The sequence below is a fragment of the Candidatus Merdisoma sp. JLR.KK006 genome (assembly GCF_036941035.1).
Lineage (GTDB): Bacteria > Bacillota > Clostridia > Lachnospirales > Lachnospiraceae > Laedolimicola.
The window spans coordinates 1-15804 of record NZ_JAYMNS010000031.1 but is presented as its reverse complement, the minus strand read 5'-3'; the positions used below and the strand labels follow the sequence as shown (position 1 = coordinate 15804).

The following is a 15804-nucleotide window of genomic DNA, read 5'->3' as shown; positions in this document are numbered from 1 at the left end:
AGCGTCTGTGTGGACAGGCGCTTTTTTTTTTATTATACTGGGAATATAAATGCTCTTTGATTCTTGTGGTATTTTGATATATGGGAGTCTTGAAGAGCTGCGGATAATAAACATTTCAGGAGAGCGGAGGATTTTTTAGAATGAAAAATCAAGTGTTAAAGAAATTTGCGGAGCTGTACGGGGGAGAGGGCGATATTCGCACCTACTTTGCACCGGGGCGGGTGAATCTGATTGGCGAGCATACGGATTACAATGGGGGACATGTATTTCCCTGTGCGCTCACTATGGGAACCTATGGGGCAGCCAGAAAACGGGATGATGAAAAGCTTCGGTTTTATTCAATGAACTTTGAAAAGGCAGGAGTGATTGAGACCAGCTTGAATGATTTGGTATGCAGGGATGAGGCGGGCTGGACCAATTATCCCAAGGGAGTCATCTGGGCTTTTGGAGAAAAGGGCCATAGGGTTCCTGCGGGTATGGATGTTGTAATTGCGGGAGATATCCCCAATGGTTCCGGATTATCCTCTTCCGCATCCTTGGAGGTGCTGACCGGCGTTATACTTCGGGATCTTTTTGAGATAGAGGTCAGCCAGGTGGAAATTGCCCTGATTGGCCAGTATTCTGAGAACAATTTTAATGGTATGAACTGCGGTATTATGGATCAGTTTGCCAGTGCCATGGGTAAAAAGGATCATGCGATTTTCCTGAATACGGCAGATCTGTCTTATGAATATGCATCCGTAAAGCTTGACCATGCCCGCATTGTTATAGCCAACAGTAATGTAAAGCATAATTTGGTAGGCTCTGAGTACAATGTTCGCCGTCAGCAGTGTGAATCGGCGCTGAAGCAGCTCCAAAGTGTGGTGTCTATTGAAGCTTTGGGAGATTTGGATATTGAAGCATTTGAAGCACACAAGGCGGCAATTGTAGATCCGGTGGAGCAAAAACGTGCTAAGCATGCGGTGTATGAGAATCAGAGAACGCTGGATGCGGTGAAAGCCCTGAAAGAGAATGATATTGCAGCTTTTGGCAAGCTGATGAATGCATCTCATGTGTCTCTCCGGGATGATTATGAGGTATCCTGTCCGGAGATGGATATTTTGGCAGAGGAGGCATGGAAGCTTTCCGGCGTGCTGGGGTCCCGCATGACGGGCGGCGGCTTTGGGGGCTGTACGGTCAGCATTGTTGAAAACGAGCAGGTGGAGGCTTTCATTGAAACCGTGGGCTCTGCTTATGAGAAACGAACAGGAATTAAGGCGGATTTCTATGTTGTAGATATCGGACAGGGAGCAGGGGTACTGTAGAAATGCTGTGGCCTGACTGCTGAATGTGGGGCAAAAACAGGCTTTTGAAGTGGTTTTGACTTTCTTTCGGCTTTCGTAAGAATTTCTTAATTTACTTTATTCTTTTTTTAGAAGCTGGACATAGATTGGTCACAATTCTTTGTTATATTAAGAATGTAGCAAGAACACATATCAGTATTTCATTCATAACACTCGGGGGTACCCGAAAGGGTGCCCCCACTCCCTCGAAATTCAAGGTTTCTGCGAAGAGCAGGAGCCTTTCTTTTTTGCGTTTTACCACAGATTTATCACATTTCAGAGAGATTATTTCGGTGGGCGGTTTTTTTACGACGGACACCGCCCTGAAAGCGGCCAGATATATATTAGTTTTATTTAGTCTCATTAAGGCCATTTGCAGCCAAAGTAAAAGGAGAATTTTTTTGACGAAGTTTTCAAATAAATTCGAATTTCGTCTTAAATGGACGATATATCGACGACTTATAATATTTAGATTCTGTAAAATACTGTTTAAGTACCTACCTATAGTTTATGGAGGAAGTCGGCGGTATGCAGATCCTAGAGGCAGTAAAAAAGCGAATCCTGGAGCTCTGCGAAGAGCGAGAGATCACAGTGAACCACTTATATGATTTATCCGGCATGCCTGCGTCTACGGTGAAAAGCATCCTGAACGGGAAGAGCAGGGATCCGCAGATTTCCACGATTGTTAAATTATGTGATGGTCTGGATATTACAATAGCCGATTTTTTTAATACGGAAACGTTCCGCTCCTTGGAGCAGGAGATAAAATAGGTCAGCAATTGTTTTCATTATGAAAAGAATGAATCGCATTTTGTTTACGAAACAGATGTATTTTTATATAGATTGGTTATTATTGGAGGAACGACGGGATAAGGATTTAACGGAAGTGAATGTTCTTTGGCGATATGTCATTTGTGATGATCGGATGAGACCATTGGGACAGAGGGTGGTTTAGTGGGTTATTAAAGGGGCCAAAAGTCAGGCAATCATGCGGACTTTATGGGCCCTTTTAGTATATTGGGAGGATATGTAATATGCGCTTTCTGCCAAATACGGCCTCATAAAAGATTAAGGGGCTACGGTATTTGGATAATGCTTCTATATTATATGCCGTTTCTATAATTACATCACTTTACAGTTTCCCCTAAGAATTCACTGTAAATTCAAAATGGACGATATACCGACGACTTATGAACCTCATATTGGATAGAATATTGATGCATAAAATTTTTCGTGGAAGCTTTCCAAAAATTTGAACAGGAAACCAAATAAATTTTGTAAGGATTGAGGAAAGATGACAAAAGAAGAAAAGAACGGGCTTATATCAGAACTATATCACGAGATGTACATAGAGATTTTTCAGTTTGTCATCGGATACTGCAAGGACAAACATTTAACGGAAGAGGTAGTCCAGGAAGTATTCTATGAGGCGTGGCGCCATGCGGAAAAGCTGCAGGCGCATGAAAACCGGCGTGGATGGGTTTATAATACGGCAAAATATAAGATGAAGCAGTCTCTCGCAAAAAGAGCCAGGCTTCGGGCAAACGAAGAACCCATAGGAGGTTTGGTGGATACGTTCAGCGTAGAAGACACTTATGAGTTTCTTGTGCTGGATGAGTTCAGCCATATGGTGAGCAAGGAACAGATGAAGCTTTTGAAAAGCCGCTATCAAGAGAAAAATTCGTATGTGGAGATGGCCGAGGATTTTGGAAGCAGTGAAGGGGCGTGTAAAATGGCGGTCTCAAGAATACGCAGACGGATCCGGGAATTTATGAAGATATCCGAAAACAGGGAGAATGAGAATGACGGAAAAGAAAAATGAAAATCTGATTCGGGAGCTGTATAAGGAAATGGAAGAGGAATTGGAAAAAGCCCCGGAAGTCATGGATACATATAAGATTAAATATATCAACTTATTGATTGCCAAATTAGAAGGAAGAGAGGAGCTTCCCCCCGATATGGAACCGGAACGGTTTCTTGAACGTTTCAATGAAAGGTTTGGCCTTGATTTGTCTCTTGAGCCTTCCGATTCAGAAACGGCCGTTAAAAGAGCGAAAAAAGCCAGTCGAATATCCTGGAAAGGCCGGATTGCCGTGACCGCAGCAATTATAGTGGTCATGGCTGGTATTGGAAATACGGCTTCTGTTATGGCAGTGGATAAGTCTTTGTGGCAGATAATCAGGGAAACGACACATGGTGTTTATTTTCATACAATGGGATCGAGAGAGAATGTGATGGAAGAAGGTGTAAGTGAGTATTACAAGATATATTCAGATTGGGAATCCCTGAAAGAATCACTTGAGAGACGGGTTTTGGTTCCGGAATATATTCCGGACGGATTGGTATTGGAACTGATTGAAAAAAATATTTTTGAAAATAGCGAAGAAATCATGGCATATTATCAAAATGGCGATATTCAGCTAAACATTTCGTGTGAATACTACATCATAAACGGCGATATTTTTAAAAACAAAGGGGGAAATGAAGTTCTAGGTCAACAGAGACAGATAGGGGATCGAAATGTATATATAAGTACAGAAGATGATATCAATATTATTTTTGCGGAAGATGATATTATTTATACGATTGACACAAACCTTGATTTAAGTGAAGCTGAAAAAATCGTAGAGAATCTGAAATAAATTTTTAATGGACATACGACTGATAATTGCTATAGATATTATAAGAGAATCCTTACAATGCTTGTATTTACGGCGGAGTAAGGATTTTTATTGCAAAAAAATAAAAAAATTTTTATTTTAGTGTTACCTTTTTGGGAAGCATAGGGATGTTATGGATGTAGGGGCAAATATTATGCTTAGAAAGAGAGGAAAAGAAAATGAGAAAAAAATGTTTTAAACGAATTACAGTGTTACTAATGGTGATAATGCTACTGCCGTTAAATGTATGGGCGGCCGGCACATCGGGGGAGGCAGATATAACCGAGATGACGCCCGAGGAAGCGGAGTACTATATCCAGCTTTCCGGGACAGAGACGATACAGCCTAGAAGCGGAGTGTTTTTTGATTTAACGTTAGGTGTGTTAAAAGAAGATGATCGGCTAATGGTAGTATATTCAACAAACACAAGGGAAACGGCCAGCGAGCTTGGGACAAAGGAAATCATGCTGGAGGTCAAAAGCGGTATTTTCTGGATTCCGGTGGCATCTTTAGAAAAAGCTTGCCGCTCAAATGCACGTATGCATTCCGGCGGATTTTATTATAACAATCCGGTTAAAGGAAGCACATACCGAGCGGCGGCAATTCACTATGCCATTATAGACGGCAAGGAGTACACATCCTATGCCAGTACAAACGGAACCACTTTTTAAGTACAAAGGCAAAGGCCGGCAGAAAGAGAAGAGCCTGGCTTTTGCTTAATGTAAAACCAATATAGACGGGTATTGAAAGGAGACCCGTAAAAGAACAAAATTTTTACAAGGGAGGAAATGTAATGAGGAAAATGAAACTCAGATGTAAACGAATGCTTGCAGGATTTTTGGCAGCGGTAACCATGGCAGCTTCCATTCCGCCATCAACTGTATTCGCAGCACCAGAAGAAACGGAATCAAATGCGGAGTATGATTATGCACGGATGGTTTCTCTAGAAGAACGGTATAAAAATGAAATTGCAATCTATTATCCAGATACCGGGATGGAAGAACAGATAGACGAAATGATGTATGGTGAATTTACCGCAGTAGAATTTGCTTTCCCATACAATACAAATTTAAAGGCTGAGTTATACCTTGTTGGTAGTGAAACACCATTGGGATATCTATATGGAATCTCGAATCGAGATCATGTTTCAAAGACGGGAGCGGGGACCATGCTTAAATATGTATCAAATAACTGGTCTGAAGATACCATCTTTAAAAATCTGGATAATGGAATATTAAAATCTGCAGAGTATCAGACTTTAAGTTCCTTTGAGGGTATTGCCTTGGATGGTATTACAAATTCATATACCTCGTTGAAGGGATATTACGCATTTTACGGCCTGGAAGATCCGGAGCTTATGGAGGATGAACCTGGGATAGAAGCTTCCGCTGTGCCCGAAGAGAAGTCCGGGGAGCCTGATGTGGTAGATTCCGAAAAAGAAGCGGAGAAAGAGGTAGAACCGGAGGAAAATCCAGAAGAAAAAGCTTCCCTCGTGGAGCCGGAAGTGCCGATTGTTCAAAGCGCTTTGGATGAGGAAGAAGCTACGGACGATTCTCAGGGGATAGAATCTCCTGACGGGACAGATACTGAAAAAGGCGAGGAGGGCGGACAGCCGGAAGAAACGAACCCTCCAGCAGAACAGACACCGGAAGAGGAGCAAAAGCCTCCTGAGGAACAGGAACCCATAGAAGGGCAGGAACCGGCAAAAGAACAGGAGCCGACGGAGGAACCGGCAGAAGAGCAGGAGCCCGTGGAGGACTTGACAACAGAAGATGACTGGATGGAGAATCTTCCAGATGATTACTGGCTTCCATATCCGGATTACAGCATTTCTACATACGGTGCCAGAGAACTGCCAACCAATATCTTCCATAATTATATTATCTGGAAAGGACAGTATGTGGATCTGGCGGGGGGACTTCCCATGTATGCGCCTCCGGGATATTATGAGATCCGGATTTCACCGGCTCTTTCCACGGATGGAGCAGCGCAGTTATCCAAGAGCCTGTTTTTCCAAATCAAAGGAAGTGGTGCCAGTGGGGAAGTTACGGAAGAGGACATCCTGAAATTATTGACACGTGAACGTGAAAATTTCCCAAATGAGTTTTCAGGCTTTCCGTCACTGGTAAGCATCATGCCAGGGGATCCGGTGGACTTATTGAGCGGGGCCTTAAACTGGAGTTACCGGGATCTGAACGTTGAAGGCAAGGAGCCCTTAGACTTTACACGGACCTACGTTTCAAGCATAAGAGAGAGGGACATTTCCGGTTTGGGAAATGGATGGGGTCACACCTATTCCTATTCTGCGGAAATATACCGGAATGACGTAAAAATCTTCCTGCCCCAGGGAGGAGTCATAAGTTTTCACAGGGAGTATGGAAAAGGGCTTCAGACAACGGAGGGAAGCGAGTATTCTCTTATAAAAGATGGAGACGGCTATATACTTTCCAGCGACCGGGGAAAAAGCATTACGTTCAATGGAGAGGGGCAGGCCGTCCGTATTGAGGAAAGCGATGGCATTGTAACAACAATGGAGTATTCCGGAGGCCATTTATCCAGGGTTTCCACGAAGACAGGTAGCTTATCATTTTCCTATGACGGGGATCGCCTGGCTTCCGTTGCAGATGGCTCAGGCAGAAAGGTAACCTTCGGCTATTCCGGTACGGATTTAACATCCGTGACCAATCCGGACGGTGATACGGTCAATTATACCTATGACGAGAACCATAACCTTTTAACCGTGTCAGACTTTAACGGAAATCAGGTATTGGAGAATACTTATGATGATTTCTGGCGTGTTTCTACTCAGAAGATGCCGGGCAGAGGTCTGATGACGTTTACCTATGACAAGGATGCCCGCACCAACGGCTACACCGAGGAAGGCGGAAAGACAATTTCCATCACTTATGATGACAAGGACCGCATCACTTCCATGACTGATAATGCCGGAACCGAGTATTATGAGTATGATGGAAGGAGCCGCCGGATTTCCGAAACAAATAAAAACGGCGGTACCACCACCTATACGTATGTAGGCGACACCACCAATATAGAGAGCATCACCTATCCCAACGGAACCACGGAGCATTACTCCTACAACGAACGGATGCAGCTTGCCTCCATGACCCAGAAGGACGGCACCACCGTATCTTTCTCCTATGACGGAAACGGCGACCTGGTTAAGAGCGTGGATTCCAGAAAGGGCGAGAGAACCTACACCTACGATGACAGGGGATACCTTGCCTCCAGCACGGATGCTTTAGGCAATACCACCACCTACACCTGTGATTCCATGGGAAACATCCTTACGGAAACCGATCCCAAGGGAAACACGACCACCTACGAATACAATTCCAAGGGATACCTCACAAAGCAGACAAGCCCATTAGGTAACAGCTACTCTTATGAGTACTCCGAAGCCGGAAAGCTTGTAACCGAGACCGATCCCCTGGGAAATAAGAAAACCACCGATTACAACGGCAACGGCTTTGAAACGGCTGTTTCCGACTGGCAGGGCAACAAGACCCTGTATACTTATAATGCGGTAAACGATCTGACCAGTATGACAGATCCCACGGGAGCCAAGACCACTTACACCTATGACGGCCAGGGTAACCGTACCTCCGAGACGGATGCGGACGGCCATACGATCACTTATACCTATGACGCACTGGGACGCATGACCAGCCGGACGGACGGCAACGGCAACACCACGAGCTTTTCTTATGATGCCAACGGCAACCTTACCGCCAAGACCAATCCCTACGGCCACGCCTCTGCCACGGGCTACAATTCCATGGACCTGTTCGTCAGCGAGACCAACGAGAGAGGGCTTACCACCTCTTACGAGCGTGACGCCATGGGCCGCATCACGAAGGAAACGGACGCAAAGGGCCAGTCCATATCCTACGGCTACGATGCCAACGGCAACCTTATTTCCGTTACCGATGCAAGAGGCAATATCACCTCTTACAGCTACGATGCGGAAAATAAGCTGACCAGGATCGTGGATCCGGAAGGCGGCAACACGGTATTTGCTTACAATGCCCTGGGCCAGCTTGTCACCGTCACGGATGCCAATGGAGCAAAGGGAAACATCACTTATGATGCGGACGGCAATCCCGTGAGCGCAGTGGACGGGCTTGGAGAGACCACCGGCTATGAGTATGACGGTCTGGGCCGGGTAATAAAGCAGAACAATCCGGACAAGACCAGCCGGAGCTATACCTACGATGCCAACGGCAACGTGCTTTCCGTCACGGACGAGCGTGGAAACGCCACGGCTTATGCCTATGACAAGATGAACCGCCTTACCTCCATCACGGATCCGGAGGGCGGCGTAATCGCCTATACCTACACCGCAGGCGGCCAGCTGGCAACGGAAACCAACCAGAGGGGAAGCGTGACCGCTTATACCTATGACGGGAATAACAATGTCACTTCCATTACTGACGGCAGAAAGAACACCGTAACCCTCAGCTACGATAAGCTTGATCGTCTTTCCTCCGTAACGGATGCGGAGGGCGGCGTGACATCCTACGCATATGACGAAGTGGGCAACATCACTGGCATCACCCGTCCCACCGGCGGCACTTATACCAGTACTTATGATGAGGCGGACAACCGGACGACATTAACAGATGCTTTAGGACACAGCGAGGCTTACACCTACGATGAAAACGGCAACTGCACCAGCGTCACGGACCGCAGGGGCAACACCACCAGCTACACCTACGACAAGAACAACCGCCTTACAAAGATCACGGACGCTTTAGGCGGAACCACCGTATACACCTATGACGCATTGGGACAGGTAATTTCCATCACCAATGCCATGAACGGAGTCATCTCCGCCATTTATGATGCCAACGGTCAGATTACCACGGCGGCGAACGAGCTGGCAGGAGAGGGAACCATCCACAAGGTACGCTATGAGTACGATTCCATGGGCCGTGTCATCAAGCGCTACAATGAGGACAACTCCTATGTAAAATACGCTTATGACAAAAACGGGAACCTAATCCGGATGACCAACGAGAGGGGCAACGTCTATACTTACACCTATGACAAGAACAACCTGCCTCTGACGGAAACGGATCCCATGGGCGGCACTACTACGGTGACTTATACACCCAATGGCCTTACCGAGAGCGTGACCGATGCCTTGGGCGGCGTCATCCGATACACCTATGATAAAAACGACAACCTCATTAAGATGGTGGATGCGGAGGGCTATACCCTTACCTACACCTACGATAAAAACAACCGCCCGGTATCCGCAGTGGATGCCAACGGCAACAAGACAAAGTTCACTTATGATGCCAACGGCAACCTTACCGTCGTAGAGAATCCGGACGGCGGCGTGGAGCAGTATGTATACGATTTTAACGATCAGCTTACCTCCTACACGGACGGCGAGGGCTATACTACCCTTTACGCCTACGATGAAAACGGCAACTTAGTAAAGGTAACGGATCCCAGGGGCAACAGCCGCACCGCAGAATATGATGCGCTGAACCGCCAGACCGCCACCGTCAATGAGGAGGGCGGAAGAGTAGAACTCTCCTATGATGCTTTAGGACGCATTACAAAGGTCATCAATGAGGACGGAGCCGTAACAGAATACGAGTACGATGCCAAGGGAAGAGTAACGGGAATCAAGGACGCTTACGGCAACTATAAGTATTTCACTTACGATCCCATGGACCGTGTGGCATCCGTAACCGATGAAAACGGCGTGGAGCGTAAATACGCCTATGACTTCAAGGGCAATCTGACCAAATACACGGACGGCCTGGGTAACAGCGAGACCTATGCTTACGATGCTAACGACAACCGGATCAGCGTCACCAACCGGAACGGCGAGACCTACACCTATACCTATGACGCATTGAACCGTGTCACCAGCGAGACGGATCCCAAGGGCAATACCAAGTCCTTTACCTATGACAAGGACAGCCGGATCACGGCGGTCAAGGACCGGAACGGCAACACCACAAAGTACGTCCTGGACGGAAATGGAAACATCGTGGAAACCATAGACGCAGCCGGAACCAGCAGCGCCTTTACCTACGATTCCATGGATCGTTTAACCAAGATCCGTGTCCACAGGGTAGATAAGACCCACAAGGTGGATGAATACCAGGAGACCCTTTATACCTACGACCACAGGGGCCTTGTGAAAACTGAGGTCAACGCAAAGGGCGACGGAAAGGTATTCGTCTATGACGGAAATGGAAACTTAATCCAAAAGACCGACGAGGACGGCTATGTCACCGAGTACGAGTACAGCCCCGTCAACTTAGTAAGCAATATCAATTACAACGATGCCAAATCCGCATCCTACGCCTACAACGGCACGGGCGAATTGATTGAGATGGATGATTGGAATGGTAAAACCTCCATTGGAAGAGATCTTCTGAACCGTGTGGTAAAGGTAACGGATCACAATGGCCAAGAAGTGGAATACGGATGGGACAACGTAGGAAACAAAACGGTCCAGGGCTATCCGGACGGAACCCAGGTGGACTACTACTACGATGCGGAAAACCAGATCGTGGAGATGAAGGACTTTGACGGCGGCATCACCAAGTTTGAATATGACGCCAACGGAAACAAGACCTTCAAGGAATATCCCAACTACGAGACCGCTTATTATTTCTACGATGAATGCGATCAGATCATCGAGATGGACGAGTACAACTTAGGCGGCAAGAAGCTGTTCAAGACCACCTACAGCTGGGACGCAGAAGGCAACCGCTTAAGCGAGATGCAGTACAACCACGGCCAGAGCGATACAAGCGGTAATAACGGAAACAACGGCAATAATGGAAACGGGAATGGTAATAACGGCAGCAATTCCGTGGTATTAGGAGCAGCCACTGCGATTCTGGATGCCATGGGCGGCATGTTTGAGAACGGCGGCACGGGCACGTCAAGCATCATCAGCACGCCGGAAGCGCCTGTCGTGGAGATTCCATCCGTGGACATTGACCGTTTAAGCACGGAGACGTCCATTGTCAACAGCGTGGCACTTCCGGATCCCACGGCTGGCACAGCCGCAGGAATCGTTCTTCAAAACCAGGCGGATATGGCAGAAGAGCTGAACGAACAGCTTCGAAGTGCTGCAGCGGAAGCAGAAACACTGGAACCCGAAGCAGAGACGCCGGAGCTTCCGGAAAGCAGCAAGCCGGAGACCGGAAAAGAGGATGCCACCATAGAGGGCAACGGCGACGGAAACGGCCAGGTTCCTCCGGGACAAACCGAGGACGGGGACGGCAGCATCGTGAATCCGGGCGGCCACATGCCCCCGGGACTGAACCGTGGAGAAAAAGGCGAGAAGCCGGATAATCCCAACAAGCCGGAGAAGCCGGACAATCCGGGAACGGAAGACAATACGGATAAGCAGGCGAACAAGGCCAACAAGGGAACCCATAAGTATACCTATGATGAGCTGAACCGCATGATTACCAGCAACATCGCAGGCACCACGACCACTTATACCTACGACACGTTAGGCAGCCTGGTGCTTGAAAAGAGTAAGAACCATGTGGTAGACTATCAGTATAACGAGCTGAATCAGTTAGTACAGAAAAAGGACGGCAACGAGAGTTACACTTACACCTACGATAAGCGGGGCAACCGTACGGTGGAAATCGGCAAGAAAGCCAGCCGTTCCTACGTATACGATGAAACCAACCGCATGGTGGAAGGTACTAACTGGAAGGGAGACAAGTCAGCCTACACTTATAACGGATTGGGCCTCCGGATCAACAACACCCAGACCACCCATGCCGAAAAGGTCTATACTTGTGACTACGTGATAGACTATACCAGCTTCGAGAACGACGATCTGATGGTATTTGCCGAGGGCAACGGCCAGCTTGAATACGAGCAGAAGCACGTGTATGCCGGAAGCGAGCGAATCGAACAGTTCACGGACAAGGGCAACTGGGAACGGACCCTGTACGTCCATGAGGACGTGATGGGTAACACCCGGTATTATACCAAGGCTAACGGCCAGAGCTTCGCAGAATTAACCTACGACGCCTGGGAAATGCCGGAAAGCCCGAACAAGCTTCTGAACAACGACCACGGCAACTATGTATTTGCGACCTTTACGGGACACATCTATGACACGACCCTTGACATCTACTTTGCGGAGGCGAGGTTCTACGATGCCGACAACCGCATATGGCTTGCAATGGACCCAATTAAGGATGGGCTGAATTGGTATCAGTACTGCTATAGCAATCCGACAACTTATTATGATCCATTGGGGTTATGGGGAACAGAACCTGGAGCTATAACTGGCGGTGGAACAGGAGCAGTAAACAATTCAGCAAGGGAAGTATTAAATAATTTTAATAAATTCCATTGTCAAGAACAAAAAAATAGTGGAATTGGGATGACGATAATACCAGAAATGAGAATGTTGGAACTGTTGATAAGTGTAGGCGTTTCTTCAGAAAATAGAAAGAATATGTCAAAAATCAGTTTAATGCTTGACAAGTTTGGTATTAATTCAGAAGATTTTAGGATAGGTGTTTATAATATAACGGATTTCTTCTATTTGAGAAATTTGGATATCTTAAGAACAATTTCTTCTATGGATTCCTCCTTTGATGCTGAAGTTGAGCAATTTAGTATTTTATATAACAAATATAGAAGCAGGTATGAAATGCTTTCACAACAGACAGGTGTTCCGGCTCAAGTAATTGCAGTTATACATTATCATGAAGCAGGTAATAAAGATTTTGATTTTAAAACGGGAAAAATATACTTTTCATCATATCTTCATAATGGAGATCCATTGGGAGCAAATACCATAAATGTTCCCAAAGGAATTTTCTTTAGAACAGATCAATTTGACGAGGCGGCAATTGATGCTCTTGAGGCAAAGTATTCAAATGCATTAAATAGCTCTAATGAAGCATTTAAATCAAATAATATGTCTGCCTATAATGCTACAGCACTAAAGGATGGTAATGATAGTATAGTGGCTATGCTTACTTTTATGGAGTACTATAATGGTAAAAGTTCTAGTAAAATAAGTACTTATTTATTTAATGGAGCTTTAGATGCAAGTGGGCAAGGTATTGTAGGAGTAGGCAAATATACAAGTGATGGAAATTACGATCCAAACGCAGTAAATAAACAGCCTGGAGCATATTTGCTTCTAGAAAGTATTTTGTAACAATGTACCGTCTGAAAGGGGCATTTGTTCTTATATATGCCCCTTTTACAAGGAGATGATAGCGTTTGAGAGGGACTAAAAAATCTAAACTTATAATAGAGATTATATTTTTAGGAATATGTATATTTTTATTATCTCATCAGCCAAGAGAAGAGGAATACAATGGAAAAATAAAAGATAATGCTCTTACTATTTTTATTGATACTATTGTAAAAAGAGCAGAGGAAGAAAATAAAAGCACAGAAGAGTTAGAAGAAACTGAAAAAGAGTCCACATTACAAGCAGAACATAAGGAAGCCCTTGCACTAGTGCAGGAATACGCCTCCAAAATTTCGGAGGATTCATTTATACCAACACATAAGAATTCCTTTTGGTTTCCTATGGATAAGACAGAAAAAAGAATAAAAGTTTTTTGTGAATTAAATTATTCTGATGGACCGTTTCAGGGAATCGGGACTTTGGTGGTGAGAGGTCTTCCAGAAATAAAGCTAGGAAATTGTTATGAGATTTTTTTAACAGATTTGGATGGAAAATGTTCAGTACATGGTGATATTACATGGGAATGTAATTATGTCTGGAACTTTTTTCCCCTTGGGTACTATTATGTAACAAATGACAAGATTTATGAATTTGTTTATTCAGACGAAACAGTAGAAATGCTGAATCAGTGGGATACATTTCCTCCCGATATAGAATATATAAAAAAAGGAATAATGGACAAGGAGGAATATCCATTTTCAAGTTGGCGAGAGGTATGTTCAGATATGGGATTTGAGGATACTTTTTATGAAACCCATAAAGAAAGTGAGATTGAGGCTTTGCATGAAGGAAGAATTGTAGATGAGAGATATCATAATCATATAACTGTGGATGGAGATGAAAGGCGCTACAATCTATGGCCGGAAACCTCTGGAACACAGGAACATACTTTTATAACCTGGAAGAATGGAGTAGGTATGACAAGGTACATGACATATACAGGTTACTTTAATAACTGTTTATCTTTTTACATATCTGGATGCGAAGGATATGGCATGCCAGATGGACTATAGAATAATTTTAGCAGTAACAATTGTACTATCGCTATACTTTCAATAAACGGGGCAACCGTACGGCGGAAATCGGCAAGAAAGCCAGCCGTTCCTACGTATACGATGAAACCAACCGCATGGTGGAAGGAACCAACTGGAAAGGAGACAAGTCAGCCTACACTTATAATGGATTGGGCCTTAGGATCAACAACACCCAGACCACTCATGCCGGAAAGGTCTATACTCGTGATTACGTGATAGATTATACCAGCTTCGAGAACGACGATCTGATGGTATATGCCGAAGGCAACGGCCAGCTTGAATACGAGCAGAAGCACGTGTACGCTGGAAGCGAGAGGATCGAGCAGTTCACGGACAAGGGCAACTGGGAGCGGACTTTGTATGTCCATGAGGACGTGATGGGGAACACCCGGTATTACACCAAGGCCAACGGCCAGAGCTTCGCAGAATTAACCTACGATGCCTGGGGGATGCCGGAAAGCCCCAACAAGCTTTTGAGCAACGATCACGGCAACTATGTATTTGCGACCTTTACGGGCCACATCTATGATACGACCCTTGACATCTACTTTGCGGAGGCGAGGTTCTACGATGCCAACAACCGTACCTGGCTTGCGATGGACCCGGTTAAGGATGGATTGAATTGGTATCAGTATTGCTACAGCAATCCAACTACTTATTGGGATCTCCTTGGATTAAAAGGTGCTGCAGTTACAGGAGGTGGATTGACAGCAGCTGAAACTATAGCAAGAAGAGGTGCTCAGTCTGCATTTAATAGGATGGAATGCACGAAAGGTAAGTCGAATGAGATTTTGTCTCCCACAATAGTCCGTGAGTTAAAGATTTTATCATCACTATCTATATGGGATCCTTATGCAGAAGGAATAGGGAGAGTCCTTTCATTGTTTTTCGGACAGGGGGGGAATCTAGAAGATGTTTATGCCGATATTCTTGAAGAAAGGCTTAAAGAACTGAGAGAAAAATTAATTATATCAAATAAATATTTATCTCTTACTCAAATGGAACCAAATGCAATATATATACGTGAAAGGTTAAAAATTGCTGGATGGACTGATAATGCGATCTATGCTCTTTTTGGAAATATTCAAACAGAGAGTAATTTTAATCCAGGCTTATGGCAAAGTGAATATGAAGATCCAGGCAGGACACATGGAGTAGGTTTAACTCAGTGGAGTCCTGGAGGGAAAAAAATTATTGATTGGGCTAACCAGCAAGGACTTGATCCATATGATATTGATGTCCAATTATATCGACTTCAGCTAGAAGTGCTATCAGAAGAAAAGGTTTATGCAGAACAATGGAATGCACGTGATGAATTTAACAATATGTCTTTTCAAGAATTTACTGAATCTGAAGAAAGTGTAACTAAATTGGCAGAAATTTTCTTTAAATGTTATGAAAAAAACGGTAGAGATAAAGAGACACCTACTCGTCAGGAGCAAGCAATTTATTGGAGAGATTTTTTTGAAGGAAAGAATTAAATTGTAGGTTTAGAGGTGATATAGGCAAAGTACAATTGCTTTGCCTATATCATACTTTTGGAGATTTTGACA

Annotated in this window: 8 protein-coding genes; all 8 read left to right on the top strand. The window is 45.0% G+C overall.

Features of this window, described 5'->3' with window-relative positions; translation table 11 throughout:
* The first annotated feature begins 140 nt into the window (after window positions 1-140).
* The 8 genes from VSQ61_RS18560 (at window position 141) to VSQ61_RS18525 (ending at window position 15732) form a co-directional block, all read left to right on the top strand.
* Complete coding sequence (locus VSQ61_RS18560) at window positions 141-1304, top strand: galactokinase (protein WP_334345880.1); 1164 nt, start codon at window positions 141-143, stop codon at window positions 1302-1304.
* Window positions 1305-1850: 546 nt separating this feature from the next.
* Entirely contained in the window at window positions 1851-2093 is a 243-nt protein-coding gene (locus tag VSQ61_RS18555) for a helix-turn-helix domain-containing protein (RefSeq protein ID WP_334345879.1), read from the top strand.
* 523 nt (window positions 2094-2616) lie between these two features.
* On the top strand, window positions 2617-3144 hold the full coding sequence (locus VSQ61_RS18550; protein ID WP_334345878.1) for an RNA polymerase sigma factor: 528 nt from the start codon (window positions 2617-2619) through the stop codon (window positions 3142-3144).
* Complete coding sequence (locus tag VSQ61_RS18545; protein ID WP_334345877.1) at window positions 3125-3964, top strand: DUF4367 domain-containing protein; 840 nt, start codon at window positions 3125-3127, stop codon at window positions 3962-3964. Before VSQ61_RS18550 ends, VSQ61_RS18545 begins: the two co-directional genes overlap by 20 nt.
* Before the next feature lie 197 nt (window positions 3965-4161).
* Complete coding sequence (locus VSQ61_RS18540) at window positions 4162-4653, top strand: hypothetical protein (protein ID WP_334345876.1); 492 nt, start codon at window positions 4162-4164, stop codon at window positions 4651-4653.
* A 122-nt stretch (window positions 4654-4775) separates the two neighbouring features.
* A complete protein-coding gene (locus tag VSQ61_RS18535; protein WP_334345875.1) occupies window positions 4776-13178 on the top strand; it encodes a DUF6531 domain-containing protein in 8403 nt (2800 codons plus the stop codon).
* A gap of 65 nt (window positions 13179-13243) precedes the next feature.
* The gene (locus tag VSQ61_RS18530) at window positions 13244-14230 is read left to right on the top strand and encodes a hypothetical protein (RefSeq protein WP_334345874.1); all 987 of its coding nucleotides are present in this window, start codon (window positions 13244-13246) and stop codon (window positions 14228-14230) included.
* Between the two features lie 116 nt (window positions 14231-14346).
* Complete coding sequence (locus VSQ61_RS18525) at window positions 14347-15732, top strand: phage tail tip lysozyme (RefSeq protein ID WP_334345873.1); 1386 nt, start codon at window positions 14347-14349, stop codon at window positions 15730-15732.
* Window positions 15733-15804: the final 72 nt, after the last annotated feature.